The 19,441-nt window shown below is 53.1% G+C and carries 21 protein-coding genes and 1 pseudogene; 3 read left to right on the top strand and 19 right to left on the bottom strand.

Annotated features, from left to right (window positions below; all coding sequences use genetic code 11):
• Window positions 1-78 precede the first annotated feature (78 nt).
• On the top strand, window positions 79-813 hold the full coding sequence (locus tag GSQ62_RS05340; protein WP_161888550.1) for a head GIN domain-containing protein: 735 nt from the start codon (window positions 79-81) through the stop codon (window positions 811-813).
• A 10-nt stretch (window positions 814-823) separates the two neighbouring features.
• Here GSQ62_RS05340 and GSQ62_RS05335 read toward each other — a convergent pair whose 3' ends face one another.
• The 17 genes and pseudogenes from GSQ62_RS05335 to GSQ62_RS05265 all read right to left on the bottom strand — a co-directional run bounded on the left by GSQ62_RS05335 (window position 824) and on the right by GSQ62_RS05265 (window position 15,158).
• Window positions 824-1,306: a GNAT family N-acetyltransferase gene (locus GSQ62_RS05335; RefSeq protein WP_161888549.1), complete on the bottom strand. Its 483-nt coding sequence runs from the start codon at window positions 1,304-1,306 to the stop codon at window positions 824-826.
• Between the two features lie 62 nt (window positions 1,307-1,368).
• Window positions 1,369-1,941 (bottom strand): pentapeptide repeat-containing protein, encoded by a 573-nt coding sequence (locus GSQ62_RS05330; RefSeq protein ID WP_161888548.1) that lies wholly within the window; start codon window positions 1,939-1,941, stop codon window positions 1,369-1,371.
• 9 nt (window positions 1,942-1,950) lie between these two features.
• Window positions 1,951-2,379, bottom strand: a complete 429-nt coding sequence (locus GSQ62_RS05325; protein ID WP_161888547.1) for a nuclear transport factor 2 family protein — start codon at window positions 2,377-2,379, stop codon at window positions 1,951-1,953.
• Between the two features lie 211 nt (window positions 2,380-2,590).
• Entirely contained in the window at window positions 2,591-3,454 is an 864-nt protein-coding gene (locus GSQ62_RS05320; protein WP_161888546.1) for a sugar phosphate isomerase/epimerase family protein, read from the bottom strand.
• A gap of 79 nt (window positions 3,455-3,533) precedes the next feature.
• Window positions 3,534-4,879: pseudogene (locus tag GSQ62_RS05315) on the bottom strand (Gfo/Idh/MocA family protein).
• Window positions 4,880-5,215: 336 nt separating this feature from the next.
• Window positions 5,216-5,389: a glycoside hydrolase family 95-like protein gene (locus GSQ62_RS20625; RefSeq protein WP_202621844.1), complete on the bottom strand. Its 174-nt coding sequence runs from the start codon at window positions 5,387-5,389 to the stop codon at window positions 5,216-5,218.
• Window positions 5,389-5,490 carry a glycosyl hydrolase family 95 catalytic domain-containing protein gene (locus tag GSQ62_RS21135; RefSeq protein ID WP_394351353.1) on the bottom strand — a complete coding sequence of 34 codons (102 nt, stop codon included), beginning with the start codon at window positions 5,488-5,490 and terminating at the stop codon, window positions 5,389-5,391. The genes GSQ62_RS20625 and GSQ62_RS21135 overlap by 1 nt, the downstream gene beginning before the upstream one ends.
• Before the next feature lie 45 nt (window positions 5,491-5,535).
• The gene (locus tag GSQ62_RS05310; protein ID WP_161888545.1) at window positions 5,536-6,099 is read right to left on the bottom strand and encodes a glycosyl-4,4'-diaponeurosporenoate acyltransferase CrtO family protein; all 564 of its coding nucleotides are present in this window, start codon (window positions 6,097-6,099) and stop codon (window positions 5,536-5,538) included.
• 103 nt (window positions 6,100-6,202) lie between these two features.
• On the bottom strand, window positions 6,203-6,514 hold the full coding sequence (locus GSQ62_RS05305) for a putative quinol monooxygenase (protein WP_161888544.1): 312 nt from the start codon (window positions 6,512-6,514) through the stop codon (window positions 6,203-6,205).
• Window positions 6,515-6,568: 54 nt separating this feature from the next.
• Window positions 6,569-6,997, bottom strand: coding sequence for a DoxX family protein (locus GSQ62_RS05300; protein WP_161888543.1), 429 nt, complete (start codon window positions 6,995-6,997; stop codon window positions 6,569-6,571).
• A gap of 186 nt (window positions 6,998-7,183) precedes the next feature.
• Entirely contained in the window at window positions 7,184-7,750 is a 567-nt protein-coding gene (locus tag GSQ62_RS05295) for a hypothetical protein (protein WP_161888542.1), read from the bottom strand.
• A gap of 208 nt (window positions 7,751-7,958) precedes the next feature.
• Entirely contained in the window at window positions 7,959-8,978 is a 1,020-nt protein-coding gene (gene rluF, locus GSQ62_RS05290) for a 23S rRNA pseudouridine(2604) synthase RluF (protein WP_161888541.1), read from the bottom strand.
• A 215-nt stretch (window positions 8,979-9,193) separates the two neighbouring features.
• Entirely contained in the window at window positions 9,194-9,418 is a 225-nt protein-coding gene (locus tag GSQ62_RS05285) for a VF530 family protein (protein WP_161888540.1), read from the bottom strand.
• 101 nt (window positions 9,419-9,519) lie between these two features.
• Entirely contained in the window at window positions 9,520-11,880 is a 2,361-nt protein-coding gene (locus tag GSQ62_RS05280; protein ID WP_161888539.1) for an ABC transporter permease, read from the bottom strand.
• A gap of 325 nt (window positions 11,881-12,205) precedes the next feature.
• The gene (locus tag GSQ62_RS05275; RefSeq protein ID WP_161888538.1) at window positions 12,206-12,499 is read right to left on the bottom strand and encodes a DUF1330 domain-containing protein; all 294 of its coding nucleotides are present in this window, start codon (window positions 12,497-12,499) and stop codon (window positions 12,206-12,208) included.
• A gap of 70 nt (window positions 12,500-12,569) precedes the next feature.
• Complete coding sequence (locus GSQ62_RS05270) at window positions 12,570-13,313, bottom strand: DUF4919 domain-containing protein (RefSeq protein WP_161888537.1); 744 nt, start codon at window positions 13,311-13,313, stop codon at window positions 12,570-12,572.
• Between the two features lie 240 nt (window positions 13,314-13,553).
• Entirely contained in the window at window positions 13,554-15,158 is a 1,605-nt protein-coding gene (locus GSQ62_RS05265; RefSeq protein ID WP_161888536.1) for an amidase family protein, read from the bottom strand.
• A gap of 233 nt (window positions 15,159-15,391) precedes the next feature.
• Here GSQ62_RS05265 and GSQ62_RS05260 point away from each other — a divergent pair, with 233 nt between their 5' ends.
• Entirely contained in the window at window positions 15,392-15,979 is a 588-nt protein-coding gene (locus GSQ62_RS05260) for a hypothetical protein (protein ID WP_161888535.1), read from the top strand.
• A gap of 92 nt (window positions 15,980-16,071) precedes the next feature.
• Here the strand turns inward: GSQ62_RS05260 and GSQ62_RS05255 are convergent, their stop codons facing one another.
• On the bottom strand, window positions 16,072-17,463 hold the full coding sequence (locus tag GSQ62_RS05255) for an amidohydrolase family protein (protein ID WP_237587007.1): 1,392 nt from the start codon (window positions 17,461-17,463) through the stop codon (window positions 16,072-16,074).
• A gap of 232 nt (window positions 17,464-17,695) precedes the next feature.
• Between GSQ62_RS05255 and GSQ62_RS05250 the strand changes: the two genes are divergently transcribed.
• The gene (locus GSQ62_RS05250; RefSeq protein WP_161888534.1) at window positions 17,696-18,088 is read left to right on the top strand and encodes a VOC family protein; all 393 of its coding nucleotides are present in this window, start codon (window positions 17,696-17,698) and stop codon (window positions 18,086-18,088) included.
• A 36-nt stretch (window positions 18,089-18,124) separates the two neighbouring features.
• Here GSQ62_RS05250 and GSQ62_RS05245 read toward each other — a convergent pair whose 3' ends face one another.
• Entirely contained in the window at window positions 18,125-19,138 is a 1,014-nt protein-coding gene (locus GSQ62_RS05245) for a porin family protein (protein WP_161888533.1), read from the bottom strand.
• Window positions 19,139-19,441: the final 303 nt, after the last annotated feature.

Here is a 19,441-nt window from a genome sequence, read left to right as displayed (position 1 = left end):
TTATCAACCCTTCATGCAACGCTTTGCCTGTTTCTGACATCTTATGTGCATACCAATCATCAAACCAAGTAAAAAACCATGAAAATGCACCTGAACCGGAAGCTATCAAACCCAGTGAAGTGGGCCTTTCTGCTGCTTAGCCTGCTGTGCCTGAGCGCCTGTGAGGATGCCAGGTGCATCAAGGGCGAGGGAAACGTAGAGCAGCGGACCCTGCAACTGCAGCCTTTCAGCAAAGTGGAGGCAAACGGCGATTTTAAGGTATATATAACGCAGGGGCCAACCCAGCAGGTGGAGGTAAAAGGGGAGCCGAATATCCTGGATCAGGTGAATACCCGCGTGTTCAACGGCAGGTGGAGGATTACGCACGAAGAATGCGTGCGCCGGAGCAAGCCGGTAGAGGTGTACATCACTATGCCTGCGGTGGAGGGGCTGTCCCTGAACGGGTCTGGCAGCATATATAGCGAGAACAAGTTTGCGGTGACAGACCTGCCCGTGGAGGTGAACGGCTCCGGGGAAATTGACCTGGAACTGGATGCCGCCAAAGTCATGACGCGCGTAACGGGATCGGGGGAGGTGCGCCTGAGCGGCTCGGCTGAGGTGCAAAGCATCAACATATCCGGATCAGGCAATGTGAGCGCGTTTGACCTCACGGCCGAGGACGTGACGATTAACATGTCCGGCTCTGGCGCAGCAGAGGTGACAGCGACGAATTCCCTCACGGTTGATCTGTCCGGCAGCGGAAAGGTGTACTACTTCGGCAACCCCGCCGTCCATACCAATATCAGCGGCTCTGGCAAGGTGGTGCCGAAATAACGGTTGGGCATCAGCTTTTTTTAGTGCCGGAAGATACGACCAGCACCATGTGCTGCGTGGTAGGCGCGAAGCCCTGCTTCTCCCAGAAACGCATGGCGTCCGGGTTCCGGACAGACACCTGCAATTCTATATGGTCGGCGCCCTTGTCCGTGAGCCAGTTTTTTGCCGCTTCCACCAGTTCATTGCCGATGCCCTTTCCCCGGTATTTCTCTCTGATGATGGTTTCGGCTATATAGCCCTTGTGCGAAAGCCGGAAACCGGGCGCCGCCTTTTTGATGCTAGCCACCACCATTCCCCGCCATTCGTCCTGCTGCACATAGCCAAATATCCTGGTGTCTTTGTCTTTCAGCCGGAGGAGTAGCTCGTTGCGGAGCGCCTGTTCACTGTCGGGCTTGCACCGGAAGATGGGGTGGTGCGACTGGTGAAGTTCCAGCAACTCCTGCCACAACGCATACACGTCGTCAATATCGTCCGGGTCGGCGGCTACTATCACAGGCGGCTTTTTTGGTAGTGGTATATATAGGACGCTGGCTGGGGCGGCTTTGTTTTGCTTTCCTAATCCACCACAAGATCGTATTTATCCAACAATCCTATCAGCCCGGACGAAGAGAATTTTGCCCCTTTTATTTTATTCATTTCCGGATCAATGGAAAAGTTGCTGGCCGACCGGAAATCTGCCTTTTCTAAAATCGTCTGCTGAAAAACCGTCTGGCTCATTTCACAGTCTGTAAGGCTGGAGCCTGATAGGTCCGTTTGCGTGAAGTTGGCCTCTTTGATGCTGCACCCGTGGAAGGTTGTTTTCCGGATCTTCTTTCTGAAGAAGGAGATATAGTCGAGGATGCAGTGGTGGAAGCTGACGGCCAGCAGGAAGTCGTTGCAGGCGCTGAAGTCGACGCCCATGAGTTTGCAGTTGTGGAACGCCACGTTCTTCAGTCCCGTCTGGTCCACCCGCACCATGCTCAGGTTGCAGCCCTCGAACCGGCAGTCCACAAAGTCGTTGCCGGACAGGTTGCTTTCTGAGAAGTCGCAGTTAATGAAAGTGCAGGACTCAAACTCTTGCCCCGACAAAATCTTGCCGGCGTAATTTAATTTGTCGAAGGTTTTGTCGCGGTGGTAGGTATCTTTCATGCGGGCGCGCTACTTTGTCTTGTCGGGAGATATAAACGTCACCTCCACAATCTCGTTGTTATGCACCCTGTACACCGCAATGGCATCGAACCGGGGGCCGTCCTTGCTGCGGCGCACTTTCTCGTGGTCTATCACCACGTTGCCCGCCACAATCCGGTTCACCACTTCGCAATGCAGCTCCGGTGTGTTGGCGAACATCTGGCCATATCGTTTCCTGAGCTCTTCCCTGCCCTGGTAACTCAGCACGCCCGGCTTCCCATATACCTTCACCGTGTCGCTGTAGGCCGCCGCGAACGCGTCGATGTCGCGGTTGTTATAGGCTGCCAATTGCTGCTTTACAGGGGCCAGTACGGCGGCTTTGTCCTGTTCCGTTTGCGCGGTTGCTGCCAGCGAGGCGACCATATAAAGAATGAAAAGCGTAAAGTGTTTCCGGAGCATATATGGGCGTTATGGAAAAGAAATCCGGTAATATAAACAGGGAACGACCTGCAACCAATCAAAACTTCGCAGTTTTTCAAAGATTAGGGGCCGATTGCCCGCCGGTCGTCGCTGGCGGAAGACAACTGTATATATAGCAGGAGCGGCAATCAGCATGTCCGGCAGCTTGGTGCCGTGGTTCTTTCTGAGAGAGTTGTACAAGACCGGCGCTTTACTCTTTCAGACTTTTTAAATAGGCCATCGTCTGTGGAACCTGCACACTCTTAAGCTTGCTTTCATCTTCAATGTAATAATGCTGAACTCCTGCCTTTTTAGCAGCTTTCAATACAGCCGGAATATTTATCTGGCCGGTGCCAAGGGCCACATCATTTTCGGTGGATGTTGATCCTGTAAGGTCGCCTTTCACACCTTTCCGGAGGTCCTTCAAATGCATGAGCTTGAAGCGCTCCCCATACTTTTTCAGCAATTGAGCCGGGTCCTGACCGGGATGAAAAGCCCATAGGATGTCCAGTTCAAAAGACACGTATTCCGGGTTTGTGTTGAGCACCAGGTAGTCGAACAAGGTGCCGTTTCCATAGGGAGCAAACTCATAACCGTGGTTGTGGTAGCAAAAGGTGAGCCCATGTTCTTCTTTCAACACTTTACCTGCTCTGTTAAAATCGGCCACCGCTTTCTGTGCATCCTCCAGTTTAAAAGGAGCCTTGTGCGGAATCCAGGCCACCCGAACGAAGGAGGCTCCCAAAACCTTTGCCTTCCGGGCTACTTCTTCTGTGTTGTTAACCAACTCATCATAGCCCACCCCAAACGAGGTGCATGCGATGCCGCGCTCGTCGAGTAACTGGCGAAGAGATTCCGGCGATTTCCCGAACAAGTTGGAGAACTCCATATCAGTAATTCCCAAGGCTTTTATGGTATCTAAAGTCGCGGGCACGTCTTTCTCGAAGCTTTCGCGGTGGGTGTAGGAGACCAATCCGGGCGTTTGCGGGAAAAGCGGTTTGCCTGACTGACAAAAAGCGCTGGCAACACATACAAGTGAAAGGATGAGGGAGCTGATGAAACAGTAAGGCTTTTTCATGTTTTGGAGGCCATTTTGATGTTATCTGATATATACGCTTCTGGAAAGCCGTGAAAGCTTGGATCGCTGAAATTCAACTCTATACAATCTTTGGCTCCCAGCCCGGCTCGTATTCCCTTCTCCACAAGGCCATGGCTTCCTTGTCCCCGATTATATGCCCGTTCTGCTGGTCGCAATGCAGGGTTCTCCCGGTGCGCTGGGCGATGTTGCCCAACTGACACAACAGCACGCTTTTATGGCCGATCTCTATATCGCCGCTGGGCCTTGTGCCATTCCGTACAGATTCCAGGAAGTTAACTATATGGAAAGCATCGAGCCGATCCCCCGGCCCGGCAGGGTCCAGGGTGTTGGTTGTCACCTCGTCCTTTACCTCCTTCACGACTTTGTTCGCTTTATCATACACGGTGTATGCGTTGTCTCCGGTCGTTACAATGGTCCCCTTTTCTCCGTAGAAGATGGCGCCACGCCCGCTGCCCTCTATCGGATAGCCGTTACAGCTGCGGCCTTCCCACTCCATGGATATGTTGCCCGGGAAGTCAAAGCTGATGACCTGCGTGTCGGGGGTCTGCCAGTCATCCTGGTAAGCATAGCGCCCCCGGCAGAGGTAACACGGGTGGGGTATTCGACTCCCAAGCCCCAGCGCATCACATCAACCTCGTGTGTTCCGTTGTTGAGCGCCTCGCCGGTCCCCCAGTTCCAGAACCAGTGCCAGTTGTAGTGGATGATGTTGTCCTGGTAAGGCTGCCGGGGGGCAGGGCCTTGCCACAACTCATAATCAAGGTGTGCAGGAACCGGCACAGGCTTGCCAATCCCGATCGGCGGACGGTTGTTGGTGTACCAGCCTTTGGCAAAATACGCCCTGCCTATGATTCCTGCGTTCAGCTCTTTCACGCATTCTATGATCTTGGGCCAGGACCGCCGCTGGTTGCCCATCTGCACGACACGGTTATACTTCCGGGCTGCTTCCACCAGCAGTTCCCCCTCATACGGATTGTGGCTGCACGGTTTCTCCACGTACACATGCTTTCCTGCCTGGCACGCCAAAATAGCCCCAGGCGCATGCCAGTGATCCGGTGTGGCCATGTAGACCGCGTCTACTGATTTGCTGTCCAGGATGGTGCGGAAGTCTTTCACTCCTTTGGGCTTCCTGCGCTGCACCTCATCTACTGCAGTGATGGTTTTAGCCATCGCGTTGGCGTCTACATCGCATATATGGCTTACCTCACACCCCGCCTGCTTTGCAAAATTCTTCGCCATGCCAAACCCCCGGCCATTGACACCTATCGCCGCGACCCTGACCCTGTCGTTCGCGCCCAATATGTTCCCGTAGCTTTTCGCGCTCACTCCTAAAGTGCCCAGGGTGAGACCCAGGGATCCTAAACCGGCTATCTTTATGAAATCTCTTCTGGAATTGCTGTTTTCCATATCGTCATTTATTAAAGTTCCTATACATAATAAAGGCATCCACGGCATGAAGAACCTGCTGATTTCTCCGCTTTTATATAGCAGTAATGAGCTGTATCGCTGATGTGGACTTTAGGCCTTCCGCCAGCACTGCAAGGTTTCTATTTGGCTGGATGAAACAAAGCTTTTATCATCAGGAAGTTATTGTTTTTATTTTAGAAATTATCACCATTTATGACAGAAACGTCACAAGCTGACTATATCAGGCCTATTAATCACTATATCCAACACCGGAGCGGCCTCAGACTTCCGTCCGGCACATAGCTTTCGGCTTTCGGCGTCTGCAGCATTACCACCTTACTGCCGTTGCGGACCTGGCAGAGGTTGCCCAATCTTGACATGTTTCCGTTTACCGTTTTCCCAAGCTATATCCACCTCGAAGCCGCCACGCGCCACAATGCCATATATGGCCCTGCGCCAGGCGGCTGGCAGGGCGGGCAGCAGCTCAATCTCGTCGGCATGGCTTTGCATCAGCATCTCCGTGATATAGGGCGGTGGCCCGGCTCATTCTTCTCAAACTCCTCGTTCCACTCCATGATGCGGCCGTCGCTGCCAATCCGGGTAGGGGCCAGGCGGGCCAGTAGTTCTTAGGGGCGGCAGACGGAGGTGTAGGGAGTTTATAGGCTATTTCTTCTCATAAAGGGCGTCAGCCTTAGCCGGATGTACTGCTGCAGGAGGCAGGGATACACATTGTAGAGGATATTTATGAGCAGCAGGAGCAAGGCCCATCCCATATATCCTTTTGCCAGCGCATATATAAGCACAAGGCTGAAAAAGGTGAACAGCATGAAATGAAATTTCTCATACATAAAAGTTTGCCGGAAGAGCCTGTCTGCTGACTCTTTGCTGCCTGATACAACCCTGTGCCGGGGGAAACGCTTTCGCAGCAGCCCGTTTATGATTTGGCCGTTCTGCGTAAACCTGCCGACGAATGGTACGCCTGCTTTTTTATATATAGCCGGTGTTTCTCCAAGCTGTATATAGTGGAAAAACGCTTGGGGAAGGAAAATGGTGAAAAGGCTGCCAACCAGAAAGATAAGGAGCAAATTTCTGTCCAGCAGCGTGTAGCAGCATATATACAAGGGCACAAAGGCCAGCACGGACCAGAGCAGATTCGGGAGGGAATTATATACCCCCGCCGCCCGTTTTAGTTTATATGCCTGCGTATCGCGCGAGTCCATTTCTCCTGTTCCCTGAATGGCCGGATTCCTTGATATTATATATGCTACATCATCAGGGCAGGAGGTGCTGGGCTATATAGGGCTGCCAGTGGAATACATGCATTTAGCGGATACCAGGCCCGCCCAGGATTTCCAGTTCCTGGCCCTTTTCCGGCCTGCCGCTCAGCAAGGGCATGGCCTGCGAGATGAGTTCTTTTACGCCCGCCACCTGCAGCGAATGGTCGTGGTCCTCTTTGCTGTCCCAGGCTTCTGTTACCCACACCGCGTCTTCGTCGCTGCGGTCTTTGCTGACCATATATAAACGGCAGCCTTTGGCTGTAGAAACCAACCGCGATGCCTCCAGCAGGATGGCGGCCAGCTTGTCTGCGTTTCCTGAGGTGGCCGTGAGTTTGCCGTGCAGGCCGTATTTGGTCATAGGATGTTAGTGTTTTTGATTGAGTTTTCGTCTCTCAGCAGGCATGTGTTGCGGCTATAAACCTGACACAGCAAAATCGTGCTGTTTTAAGTCCGGCTGCGTGCGCCGGCGCAGCTTCACGAGCCGGTGGTAGTAAATGTAGGAAACGGCAAGCACAGCGAAAATGAAAAGCGGGAAAATTGTCTGTCCGTTCAAGCCGTCTACTGCCCAGTGGCTGACAAACGCTGCAATCATCGTGATGCCGAAGCCCGCGTACGCCCACTCCTTCACCCGCCCTTTCACAAAGGGCAAAACCAAAGCCAGGGCTCCCGCGACTTTAAACACCGTCAGCATCACCCGGAAGTAGTCCGGGTAGCCCAGATGCCGGATGCCTTCCACGGCGAGGTCGGTGTGGGAGGTAAGGGCGGGCATCACGCCTTCGAAAAGGAATATAAGGCCCGTAGCGGTCCAGTAAATGATTTTGGTGGTTTTGGCTGATGTCATAGCTCCTGAAGCATTTGGTTTACACAAAGGAAGCACTTCCACCGGACTTTCAGGCGGTGCGATTCTGACATTCTAAAGGGGCATTTGCGGCAAAATCGTGTATCAGGGAGTGATCAAAAAATGTTGAACGTGCTTGGCTATGAAGTGGCATAACTACTTTATAGCTATGGTTGGCACAATTGTTTTTTAAGCGACAGGAGCAAGTATCTTTTTTATCACCACCCACTTCCCCTCTACCTTTTTTATTCTTAGCGTTCCACCACCAGATGCCATGTCTCCAGACCACTTTCTGTAATAAAGTATTCCTTCGGTGAAATTTGAATCGAAGAGAACTCTTGATAGCGTGAACCATTTATACATACACTCCTCACCTTCTTGCAGGTCCAAGCGGATAGGATGCGGTAGCTTCCCTTCTGCCGCAGGGGTAAACCTATACCTGGAGAAATCTTCTAACCTTGTAATATAGTGTGGTCGTTCTTCCAACGATACTGTGAAGAACTCTTCTAACGGCTCTTTCTCCTTTCCACTGTTATCTATAGCTTCCAGATTTCTATAAAGAAAGAAGACAGCTTGCTCAGCGTTTTGCTCCCTTAACTTTTTATAGTAGAAAGTAGTGTCCGCAATTTCATTGAACACGTCATTGTAAGCCCTTAACTCTTCCTCATGATAGTTAGTAGATTCTACAAGCGATTCTTCGTCTGTACATCCAACAAAAGTTAGCACGACTAAAATTGTTGTAATTATCTGTTTCATTCATGTATTACATTTTTGCTATCGTGTGGATATACTTGGCAGTACGTTTATCCACACGATATATACAGTGCTTTAGAAGCCTAATACTTATCAGCTAAAGCATCCGCTCTAACAATAAAGCAAATTGCCTGCATAAACTCGCACCACCTAAAACTTAAAATCCCCTGCCGCTTTCAGGCGGCAGGGGATTTATATATAAACTTACTGATTAGCTTCGTCTGCCTTTCGGCCTGCCGGAGCTTGTGCGTGGTTTGGCGGCAGCGCCCTTGCCTCGGGCAGCGGGCGCCCCTTTTCCGGCGCCTCGGGTGCCTCTGCCGCTCGCCGCTTTTTTCCGCAGCGACGCTGATTTTGGATTTACAAACTCCTCTTTCGGTTTGGCAGGCGCACCCTTGGGTTTGCCGGGCGCTGTTTTAGGTTTACTGGAATCTGTTTTCGGCTTTGCCGGTCTGCGCTTTGCGGGGGGTGGAGTATCCTCGAAATCAAAAACAGAGGCGTCCTCGGTGTTCACTGATTCGGCCACGAGCTGGTGCAGCGTGTCGGTTTCCTCCTGTGTGAGCAGGCGCCAGTTGCCCACAGGCTGGTTGCCCAGTTTGATGTTCATCACCCGGATGCGCTTGAGCTTCACCACCTTGTAGTCCAGCGCCTCGCACATGCGGCGTATCTGCCGGTTCAGGCCCTGCGTCAGGATGATGCGGAAGGTATTTTTGCCCTGCTGCTGCACAAAACAGGGTTGCGTCACGGTGTCGAGGATGCGCACACCGCCGCTCATCCGCGATATAAACTCCGGCGTCAGGGGCTTGTCCACCGTCACAATGTACTCCTTCTCGTGCAGGTTGCCCGCCCGCAGGATTTTGTTGATGATGTCGCCGTTGTTGGTGAGCAGGATGAGGCCTTCGGTCGGGTTGTCGAGGCGGCCGATGGGGAAGATGCGCTTTGGGTACCCGATGAAGTCGATGATGTTGTTTTTGTCGTTCGTGTCGGTGGTGGTGGTCACGCCGGCCGGCTTGTTGAAGGCGATGTAGATGGGGCGGTCGGTGGGTTTCCGGCGCTTGATGAGCTCGCCGTCCACGGCCACTTTATCGCCGGGTTTTACGGTGGCGCCCATGCGCGCCGTTTTCTCGTTGATGGTGACCCGGCCTTCCTCGATGTACCGGTCGGCCTCGCGGCGGGAGCAAAAGCCGGAGTCGGATATAAACTTATTCAGGCGGGTGCTGGTATCTGTGGTCATAGATGCTTCTTCTTAAATGCTGGCGGTTGTGCCGGGTAAAACGGAGGGTGATGCGGGCGGCGCGGTTTCTGGATGTACGTGCTTCATGCGTCCGGTATAGGGCAGGAGCCGCAGTTTATATATGGCCTTTGTGTTTTGTGGTTTCAGGGGCTGATGCTATATAGGCGCTGTGCCTTCGGTCTCTGCAAAGGTAAGGCCGGGTTTCGCTGCAAAAGCTACTTTCTGTGGAAGGTGCGCACATAAAGCTCCTCCACTTTCTGGCGCGCCCAGGGCGTTTTGCGCAGAAACTTCAGGCTGGATTTGACGCTCGGGTTTTTGTTGAAGCTGTTGATGTTGATTTTGTACCCCAACTCTTCCCAGCCGTAGTAGTCCACCAGCAGCACCAGGATCATCTCCAGCGTTTTGCCGTGCAGCGGGTTGTTCTTTTGCTCTTCCATCATATACCGCGCAAAATTAGTTAATTCCGGCGTAATAAGTACAGCGGCAGAACAAACGCTGCGAATCTCAAAGTTAGAATACCGAACCGGGCGCTACAGCCGCATTATACATCCTTCAGGCATTGGACCGTATTTATCCGCGCGGCTTTTATAGCCTGCATGCCTACCGTGAACCAGGCAATGAGCAGCGCCGCCAGCCCGGCGCTTATAAAGTACCACGCCTCCAGATCTATCCGGTACGCGAAATTGTCGAGCCAGTATTTGACGAGGAGGAAGCTCAGGGGCAACGCAGCCAGAATAGAGGCCAGTACCAGCTTCGTGAAGTCGCTCGACAGCAGGTACACAATGTTAAACTCGCTCGCCCCCAACACTTTCCGGACACCTATTTCCTTCAACCTTCTCTCGGCCGTGAAGGCTGCCAGGCCAAACAGGCCGAGGCAGGATATAAGGATTGCCAGACCGGCGAAGTACCTGGACAGGACAGCTACGCGCCGCTCGGCGGCATATAGCTGCTGATAGTCCTCGTTCAGGAACCTGTAATCGAGCACGAAGCCGGGGTTATATGCTTTGTAGAGCTGCTGCAACTGGTCAAGGGTTTCTTTTTCCTTTCCGGCCTCTATTTTTGCCATCACCTTCATCGCTTTGTCAGACTCTAACCTGAAAAGCAGCGGTTTCACATGCTCATGCAGCGACTGGAAATGAAAGTCTTTCACCACCCCGACGATCTTCTTGTCTTCGCCCCACAGGTTCACCGCTTTTCCCACCGGGTCCTGCATGCCCATCGCTTTTACTGCCGCGTCATTCACGATGATGCGGGCGGTGTCTGTGGCGAATTTTCTTGAAAAGGCGCGTCCGGCTTTCACCTGGATGCCCAATGTCTCAATCATATCGTAGTTTACAGACAGTACCTGGAAGGCCACATCCTCCTCCGGATTTTTACCTGGCCACGACAAACCGATTGTGGATCCGACATCTGTGATAATGCTGCCCCCGCTCGAGGCGTTCACTACGCCCGGTACCTTCCTTACTTCTGAAAGGAAAGTCTCCAGCTTTTCCTGCACGCTGCCTTCTGCATTAAAATAGACGATGTTGTCTTTGTTATATCCCAGGTTCTTCGTCTGCACATATTCAATCTGCTTGTATATCACCAGCACCGCCACAATCAGGATGATCGAAAGCGTGAACTGGAACACTACCAATCCCTTCCGTGCCCAGAGTTCCCCGCCCAGGCTGTCGAGCTTGCCCCGCAACACGGTGGCGGGCTTGAAACCGGACAGGTACAGGGCCGGGTAGCTGCCAGCCAGCAGGCCCGTGATGAGTGTGATGCCGAGTGCCGCCAGCACAAAGTGGGTGTCAAACGAAAGGACGAGCTGCTTCCCAGTTATCTGGTTGAACGTTGCAAGGGAAAGCTCCGCCAGCACAAGCGCAAGTATAAGCGAGGCGAACGCCATCAGCATGGACTCGCCCATATATTGCAGGACAAGCGACTCCCGGCTGGCACCCATGGCTTTTTTGATGCCGACTTCCTTTATGCGTCGGGAAGCTTTTGCCGTGGACAGGTTCATGAAGTTGATGCATGCAATCACCAGTATGAAAACGGCAATCAGCGAGAACAGCTTCACGTACGCAATCCGGCCGCCAGCCTGCACCCCGTTCTCATAGGTGCCATATAGATACTTGTCAGAGTAGGGCCTGATGAATACAGTGACATTGGAGGCCGGGAGCTTGCTCTTTATAAACCCGGTAATCTTGCGGTTAAACTGCCCCGCGTCTGTTCCTTCCTGTAAAAGCAGGTAGGCTTTCGCATTGTGGTTGTCCCAGTGGAGGCCGCTGCCGAGCATGTCTTTAAATTCCTCAAACGACACCAGAAAGTCGAACTGCTCGGAGGAGGCAGGAGGGACGTCTTTGAAAACGCCCGTCACGACAACCGGCTTTCTGAACTGCAGGATTTGCCATTCCAGGGTTCTGCCGACAACGTTCTGGGTGGTGCCGAACAGCTTCTGCGCCAGGGATTCGGATAGGACAATGGCGTTTTTATCCGCCAGCACCTGGCTTTTGTTTCCCTGGATAAGTCGGTAGGAGAAAATATTGAAGAAATCTTCGCCTACAAACTGGCCCGCCGCGTTGATGTGGTTCTCTTCAGCGGATATGGTGAACTTATCGGGGATACCAGAAGAGCTGACGGCGTAGGCCACTTCAGGCAATTCCTCCGCCAGCGCCTCGGCCAGTAGCCCCGGGCCCACTTCCCAGGTCACGATACCGCCGGAATTATCATGGTTCGTCATCACCTGAAAAAGCTGTCCGTCCTTTTCATGAAACTTGTCCATGCTGACTTCATCGCTCACCCACAGGTATATGAGCAGCGTGCAGGCCAAGCCCGTAGACAAGCCAAGCAGGTTGATGAAGAACGTGCTTCTGAACCGCTTGAAGTTTCGGTAGATGAGGAGGAGGCTGTGGCGGAACATGAGGCTATATATGTTTGGCAGGCGTGGCGGATTTATTTTTGTGCCTGACCATATCCAATACATGTGCCATGTTTGAAACAGGCCTCTGTTGCACTTATGGCCATTTAACGGAATGCCTGATGTACGGATTCAGACACCAAAGCGTACGTTAACAGACAGTAAATGCTGTCTTAAAATTACATTTGGCTTGCCTCTTTTTGCTTATCGCTTAATTATATCGCCGCTAACAGAAGCAAAGCCAGGCGCTTTTGTTGCGGCAAAAAAGTGTAGCGCACAAAGGCAGTTTCAGTTACATCTATATATCCCAAAGCCCTAATTTGGCGGCTCAGCCTTCAAAACCCTCCAGCACAATCATCTTTGTGCTGGCTGCCCGCTGGCGTATGGCTTTCGCTTTGGAATACTCCGGCGAGTTCCACCAGGTCTTCGCCTGCTCCACGCTCGGAAACTCCAGCACCACCACGCGGTTTGGCTTCCAGCCGCCCTCCAGGGTTTCACTGGCGCCGCCCCGCACGATGAATCTGCCGCCGTACGCCGCGAGTGTGGCGGGGGTGAGCTGCTTGTATTCCTCGTACGTGGCCGGGTCGGTTACTTCTACTTCAACAAGTACATAGGCTGCCATACTTCTTCTGGTTTTGTTGGCTGGTGGGTTATATATGGTTTATATAGCGGGTAAAGCCGCGCCGTGCCTGCTACTGGCTTTTGCTCTTGCCGGAGTTCGGGCGCATGGCCTCGGCTTTTTCGGGGTTAGCGTGCAACTGCTTTTTCATCTGCCGGTAGGCGTGCTGCACGTTAAAGTAGAGGGGCAGTCTGGCGCCATCCTCCTCAGAAACATACTCCAGCACATATAAAAAGTTTCCGTGTGCGTCGGTGGCGGAGTCCGTGCTGCCAATCTCGGCTTTCAGGTATCTCGTGATAAGGTTCCGTCCGTCGGTGGGGGTGAGGGAGAACAGGGCGGAGTCGGGGTGCAAGCCGGAGCCGGACAGGGCCATGGCGTCCATCACGCGGTGAAACTGGCGCCCGAAGTAAGCCGACGAGTCAGGCATGTGCAGCTGGTGGTAGGCAAACGACAGCTCAATCAGGGTGGCCTGGTGCAGGGGGTGCGTTTTGTTGAAGCTCCGCCCTTTGCTCACTGCCTCGCGGAACCTGCCCTGGTCGTTCAGTTGATACAGGCTGCGCTCCATCTCCATATCCCGGGGTATGCAGTAGTTCTTGTCTGCCGTAAACCCGACCAGCAGGGCCAGCACCTCAAAATCCGTCAGGCTGGTGTCGTTCTGCACAAAGCGCTTCACCTGTTTCGGGTAATAAAGTTTGTCGGTTTTGGCCTGGGTGCGGGCCAGCAGCTTCGGGTAATCGGTGTGGTACGAGAACGAGAACTTCTGCCCGGCGGAGGGAAAAGCGGCGAGGGCAAACAGCAGTATCAGAATTGTCTTCATTTATGTTGATGCGTCGTGAATGGGCAGGTAACGTATGCGTTGCAGATGCCGCCAATATGTAAGCAGAGGGTGCCATCCCTAAAATGGCACCAGTGTCGGAAAGCAGGAATTCTTTCGTTTGATGCCCTATCGCATCTTCCAGAAATCCCTGCCATAAAGGAACAAGGCCGCGTGGCTTTCCGGTTCCGGGGAACCGTCTCTTATAGATACGATTTTTCCGGCTTTATCACAAACGCCAGCCTAATTTTTCGTCACCGGTTTAGGTGCCTTTCCCGTTAAGCGAGCCGGTGGCCTTCGGTGTTTGGTGCCCTGCTCGTAGGCATAGGTCAGCCGTATCAGTGTGGGTTCGCCGAACATGCGGCCCAGGAACTGCAGACCCGCCGGCAGGTTCTCGTAAGTATAGCCCATGGGCACGGTAAAGGCAGGCTGCCCGGTGTGCGGGGCAATCACCTGGCTGTTGTCGCCTTTGTAGCCTTCCATATCGCCTACCCTGGCGGGCGGGTTGGTCCAGGTCGGGTAAATGAGCGCGTCCAGCTGCTGCGCATCCATCGCGGCCTCCACGGCCTCCCGGAAGGAGATTCTTTTTAGGTCGGTATAGGCGTCGGTGCATATGGTTTCGCCTACGGCGTCTGCCTGCGTGTACTGGTACTTCAGGTCGTCGGCTATATAGGGTGCGTATTTGCCGGAGGCGATGATTTCCTCCAGGCTGCTCACGGGCACGCTGTCGCCGAGCGCAAAAAGGTACTGGTTGATGTCGTGCCGGAAAACAGCGCACCACTGGTTCTCGCGCAGGCTGTCGAAGTCTTTTATCTCGACGGAGTCTACCACCACGGCCCCCAGTCGGCGCAGGTCGGTAATGGCCTGCTCAAACAGCGCCATCACCTGCGTATCCGGAGTGGCCTCGGTCAGCGCGCGCAGCACCCCGATGCGGGCACCTTTCAGGCCGTTCCTGTCCAGGAACTGGCGGTAGTTTTCCGGCACCTCGCCCCGGCTGTGTTCAGTCAGCGGGTCGGCGGGGTCGTAGCCGGCAATCACCTCCAGCACTTTGGTGGCGTCTTCCACGGTGCGCGCCATGGGGCCGCCCACATCGTTGCGCAGGTACAGGGGCGCGATGCCGCTGCGGCTGGTCAGGCCCAGGGTCGTGCGGAAACCGACCAGCGCGGTGTGCGACGACGGCCCCCTGATGGAGTTGCCGGTATCAGTGCCCAAACCCACCATGCCGAAATTGGCCGCCACTGCCGCCGCCGTGCCGCCGCTGGACCCGGCTGGCACAAATGCCAGGTTGTAGGGGTTCAGGGTTTCGCCGGCTATGGAACTGATGGTGACTTTCGGGCTGAAGGCCCACTCGGCCATATTGGCTTTGGCCAGCACTATGGCACCGGCGTCCTTCAGGGCTTTTACCTGATAGGCGTCCCGGTCAGGGGCAAAGCCTTTCATAGCCAGCGACCCGGCGGTGGTCTGCAGCCCGGCGGTGTTGTAGTTGTCCTTCACGATGAGCGGGATGCAGTGCAGTTTCCGGAGCTGCTTTGTCTGCGCATACTCCTGGTCCAGTTGCCGGGCAGTGGCCAGGGCGTTAGGGTTGGTGAGAATGATGGAGTTCAGCCTGGTCGGCTGATCGTAGGCCTTGATTCGGTGGAGGTAAGTGGTCACCAGTTGCTCGCAGGTGCAGGTGCCCTCCTCAAAGGCCTTGTGTATATCCGCGATGGTGGCCTCCTGCACGCTGAATGGTGTTTTTTTCTTAGCAGCGGCGCTTTGCTTTGCAGGTGTATGGGCCAGTTTGGCGCAGCTGTTGAACAGGAGCAGGGCAAATAAGCTATATATAACCGGGAGAAACCTGGGGCGCATGTACTGATAAAATGTGGTTGGTGATGAAAAGTAAAGCTACTGGTATTTGCGCAAAGACGAAACCCGCCAAGGCAATATAAAAGAAGAAAAGTGCAGAGGGAAAAAGATTAGTTAAAGGTATTTGTAATGTAATATATAGTATATTCAGTAGTTCAGTTACTGGTGTCTGTCATAATTAATAGTAAAACGGATGTTCACTTATATCGGGCAGTTATAGTTAATTATAAACATAGATGGAAAAATGGTTTGCCTTGCTCTTTGTGGCTTTAGTTCACTTTGGTTGTAGTGACAACACATCAATGAAAGACGTGAGTGAGGCTCAAAAGGAGTGGGTGCAGTTTGAAAGCAGAGAAGGAGGATATGTTATAAATCATCCTGACTATAAAGTAAAGAAAACTGATAGAGTTGGCTATGTTCCAGAGTTGGGCGAATATACTGTACACTTGAATATCATCAACTCTCAAAATGAAGATGATGAAAACTTAGGATACTCGTTCAGTCACACTACATACGATGAAGCGGTTTTGCCTGCCGATAAGGCATCTATTAGAGAAAAATGCAAGGCAAACGTGTACAAGAAAGCTGAAACCTTGAAAGCGAAAGTGGACTTCCTTAACTTTTATGACTACAAAGGCATTGAGGTGTGTGAGGCTCAAATCTCTTTGGAGCATCAGCCAGTAGTGCTTCAAGTGCGACTATTCATTGTTGACCAAACGGAGTACGAACTTTATGTGGTAATGAGTGATTCAGATATATTCAACCCTTCAGCTCAAAAGTTCTTCAACTCCTTCGAAATAAAAGGAAAAACAACAAAACTATAACCACACCTTTACTGTAGCTACGCCACAGCAAAGCCAAGCCCGTTGAGAAGGAGCACTTTTTCAGCCTTTAGCTCGGCATGGCGAAAGTTATATTACCGCTTCTCCAGCTTTTTGAGTTCCTGCGCTATATAGGCCTTCGGGAGCCAGCGTTTGGCAACAAGCACGCCTTCAATATTTTGTGTTTGCGTTATATCCTTCAGGGGGTTGCCCGCCAGTAAAACTAGGTCGGCGGCGGCACCGGCTTTGATGGTGCCGATGTCCGGGCGGTTGAGGTAGCGGCCCACGTTGACGGTGCCGGTGCGCAGGGCCTCGTAGGGGCTAAGGCCCGCGTCCACCAGGTAACGCAGTTCGTGGTGCGTGGAGAAGCCCGGCACGTTGAATACCTGCGGTGCATCAGAACCCAGCAGCAGCCCGACGCCGTTTTCGTTGCTCTCATATATAAGCTTTTGCCGGAGCTTTATATAGTCGGCAATTTCGGCAGCATCGTACTTCGGGTGCTGCATCATGTCCTTTTTAGCAGATGTCCACTTTTCAAGGGTTGCGGCATCCATATACACCATTTCGGGAGCTTGGCGCAGTGCCTCGGGGGCTTTGTCGGCCGCTATCCAGCGCTCGGCCAGGGCCTGCGTCGGCACCACCCAGATGTTGTTTTCGCGGAGGGCGTTTACCAGTTTTGGGATGCGCGACTCATCGGCCTCGTCGGCAATGTACATGGCAAACAGCCCCGCTTCCTGCTCCGGAATGGAATCGAGCCCAGGCACCAGACCCTCCACAAAGCCGTCCAGATGGTCGATGGAAGCGTAGCCTGCGACAATGGCGGGCCATATGCCCACATCATATGACACATGGCCGGCAAAGGGGATATCCACTTCTTTGGCTGTTTTGGCGATGGCGGCAAACGTTTCGGGGGTGAGGCCGGGGTGCAGCTTCAGGAAATCATACCCGGCCTGTTTCTGCTCCCGCACCATCTCGGCGGCCTGCGCCGGAGTTTTCACGCTGTTGCCGTTGAAGGAGGGGCCGGAGGTGTAAAAGCGGGGGCTGATGAGTTCGCCGCCATTGATTCTGTCGCGCAGCTGCAGGTGGCGCGGGTGGCCCAGCATGCCGCGTATGGTCGTAATGCCGTTCAACGCAAAAAGCTGCAGCACTTCCTCCATCGGCGCAAAATCATCCACGGGCGGCACGTGCGCGTGCATCTCGGCCAGCCCCGGCATCAGGTACTTGCCTTTGCCGTCTATCACCAGCGCGTCTTTCCCATATGTCACCTTGCCTGTGTTCCCCAAAGCCGTGATAACGCCGTCCTTCACCACCACATCCTGGTTTTCCAGCACCCGCTCTTTGTCCATGGGGATGACGTGGACGGCGCGGAAAACGATTTCGCGTTTCCCGGAATGCACCGGCTCCTGGGCGAGGGCACCGAAGCAGAACAGCAGCAGAAAGCAGGCCAGCGCTGTTCGCAGTAATTTGTCTGTGGCGTGTTGTGGCATAACTCGGGCAGCTAAAGATGAAACAAAGCGGTAAGCCGGTTGCAGTATATGTAAATGCAGACTTTCCGGAAGAATCTATTCCTCCTTAGAATACTCCTAAATGGAGAGAAGTGTTTTGCAGGGATGAGCTTCCGGTTGCTTTGCCAAGGTTTTTGTTTCAAATTTGCGGAACGCAACCAACAACAGCGGCCACAGCTATATATATAACAGCAGCCGAACAGAGTTTTCCTTTATGCATTCCATATCCACCGCCATCAACCACATCGCGCTCTACGTGCATCACCTCAGCCGAAGCGTGAAATTTTACGAGGAGGTGCTGCAACTGCGCCAGATTCCGGAGCCCTTCAAAGACGGCTGGCATGTCTGGTTCAGCATGGGCGGGCGCAGCCAGTTGCACCTGATTGAAGGGGCACCGAGCCTTATAGCGCATGAGAAGAACACGCACATATGCTTCAGCGTGGACTCGCTGGAGGACTTTATGGAAAACCTGGAGGAGCTTGGCATTCCCTACGGCAACTTCGAGGAGACTTCCAAAACCCCCAACCTGCGCTCCGACGGCATCCGGCAAATCTTTTTCCAGGACCCGGACGGCTACTGGCTGGAGGTGAACGACGACCATATATAGCCTGCGCCGGTAGATGCCAGGGGCGCTACCCCTTCATCAGAAACTGAAACCGACCAGCAACTGGTAAGAGGCGAGGGTGCCGCACGGGTTAACGCCCGTGTTAAGCGTTGTTTTGCTGTACCTGCCCTCCAATTTAAGCGCCGTTGTTTTTGAGAACGGCGCCAGCGCAACCCCCGCACCCCCGGTCAGGCCATAAGAAAGCCTGGCGAAATCAGGATGGTAATCAGACTCTATTTTGCTGTAGTTTCTCCTGCCACTTTGCCCGATCAGCACGTCTGCATGAGGACCGGCATTCGCAAACAACCTGACTTTTCCGGAGGTGGTGTACTTTAGCAGCAGGGGCACCCTCACATATTGCATTTCGATTTCTATCTCGTCGGGATAAAAAGCATCCGGCTCATAAAGCCCGCCTTTGTAGCTGTGGTATTGCAACTCCAGCAGCGTGGACAAATGCCTGCCGATATGAAGCTCCCCGAACACGCCTGCATTCATGTTCACATAGGTGCCATAGCTGCCGGGTTTCGCCACGATGGTGGTTAAGGACACGGATGTGCTGGCCATGCCCGCTGTCACGCCCTTCGTGATATATAACTCTGTTTTGTTCTTGTGCTCGATGATGGGCGCGCCAGGGCTTGCACAGGTGTTGTAGGCTATGAAAAATTTTGACAGGCCGGTGGCGCTGTAGCCGTATTTTTTCACGAAGGAGGGATCATCGAAATTCATAGTTGCACAGCCTCTCAGATGTACCTTCAACAGCCCGCTGTATGTTTTCTCCTGCAGCAGTTGGAGTTCTCCACCTGCCTCCTGAAAAAAGAAATGTGCCTTCCCGTTTGTGTCAACTGCCTTGTACAGGTTCACCTCGCTTTCGATCAGCATTTTTAAAAACACTGCTTGGTTAAAGGCCGGGTCCGGGATGAAAGCAGAAACGTACTTCTCATTTCCATATATCACTTCCTTCACCTCGCCGGGTTTATATTCCCGGTCCTGGTTTCCGCCCGCGCTGTTTTTAAACTTAAAGCCGAAGGTGTTCTTTTCGTCGCTTGCGTTCACAATGGCTGCCTGAACAGTATCTCCTGCCAGGGTTATAAAATACGCTGCCCTGTCATTTTGAGCTTTTGCGCATGTGCATAAGAACAGAAGCAGGGAGACGGTAGCAAGGCTGAGTTTAAAAGGAGAGGCCATTAAAGCGAGTGATGAAGGGTGATAGAAGATTTTGGCATATGAAGCGGAACCCGCCACACACTATATATAGAACCGGTTATTCTTACTTGAGACAGACGTATAGATATTGGCACCCAAATATATAAATATTTTATATATGGCTTATATAATATCATTACTTTTATGAATAGA

The sequence above is a fragment of the Pontibacter russatus genome (genome assembly GCF_009931655.1).
Classification (GTDB): Bacteria; Bacteroidota; Bacteroidia; order Cytophagales; family Hymenobacteraceae; genus Pontibacter; species Pontibacter russatus.
Note: the sequence above shows the minus strand (reverse complement) of the source record. Positions and strands in the feature narration are given on the sequence as shown.

Bases quoted from the DNA above. Each gene is read 5' to 3' on its own strand.
- GSQ62_RS05270 (WP_161888537.1), bottom strand. From the start codon at position 13,313: ATGAAGACAATTCTGATACTGCTGTTTGCCCTCGCCGCTTTTCCCTCC.
- GSQ62_RS05310 (WP_161888545.1), bottom strand. From the start codon at position 6,099: ATGGACTCGCGCGATACGCAGGCATATAAACTAAAACGGGCGGCGGGG.
- GSQ62_RS05305 (WP_161888544.1), bottom strand. From the start codon at position 6,514: ATGACCAAATACGGCCTGCACGGCAAACTCACGGCCACCTCAGGAAAC.
- GSQ62_RS05255 (WP_237587007.1), bottom strand. From the start codon at position 17,463: ATGCCACAACACGCCACAGACAAATTACTGCGAACAGCGCTGGCCTGC.
- GSQ62_RS05280 (WP_161888539.1), bottom strand. From the start codon at position 11,880: ATGTTCCGCCACAGCCTCCTCCTCATCTACCGAAACTTCAAGCGGTTC.
- GSQ62_RS05275 (WP_161888538.1), bottom strand. From the start codon at position 12,499: ATGGCAGCCTATGTACTTGTTGAAGTAGAAGTAACCGACCCGGCCACG.
- GSQ62_RS05320 (WP_161888546.1), bottom strand. From the start codon at position 3,454: ATGAAAAAGCCTTACTGTTTCATCAGCTCCCTCATCCTTTCACTTGTA.
- GSQ62_RS05250 (WP_161888534.1), top strand. From the start codon at position 17,696: ATGCATTCCATATCCACCGCCATCAACCACATCGCGCTCTACGTGCAT.
- GSQ62_RS05325 (WP_161888547.1), bottom strand. From the start codon at position 2,379: ATGCTCCGGAAACACTTTACGCTTTTCATTCTTTATATGGTCGCCTCG.
- GSQ62_RS05285 (WP_161888540.1), bottom strand. From the start codon at position 9,418: ATGATGGAAGAGCAAAAGAACAACCCGCTGCACGGCAAAACGCTGGAG.
- GSQ62_RS05330 (WP_161888548.1), bottom strand. From the start codon at position 1,941: ATGAAAGATACCTACCACCGCGACAAAACCTTCGACAAATTAAATTAC.
- GSQ62_RS05265 (WP_161888536.1), bottom strand. From the start codon at position 15,158: ATGCGCCCCAGGTTTCTCCCGGTTATATATAGCTTATTTGCCCTGCTC.
- GSQ62_RS05300 (WP_161888543.1), bottom strand. From the start codon at position 6,997: ATGACATCAGCCAAAACCACCAAAATCATTTACTGGACCGCTACGGGC.
- GSQ62_RS05260 (WP_161888535.1), top strand. From the start codon at position 15,392: ATGGAAAAATGGTTTGCCTTGCTCTTTGTGGCTTTAGTTCACTTTGGT.
- rluF (WP_161888541.1), bottom strand. From the start codon at position 8,978: ATGACCACAGATACCAGCACCCGCCTGAATAAGTTTATATCCGACTCC.
- GSQ62_RS20625 (WP_202621844.1), bottom strand. From the start codon at position 5,389: ATGCAAAGCCATGCCGACGAGATTGAGCTGCTGCCCGCCCTGCCAGCC.
- GSQ62_RS05340 (WP_161888550.1), top strand. From the start codon at position 79: ATGAAAATGCACCTGAACCGGAAGCTATCAAACCCAGTGAAGTGGGCC.
- GSQ62_RS05295 (WP_161888542.1), bottom strand. From the start codon at position 7,750: ATGAAACAGATAATTACAACAATTTTAGTCGTGCTAACTTTTGTTGGA.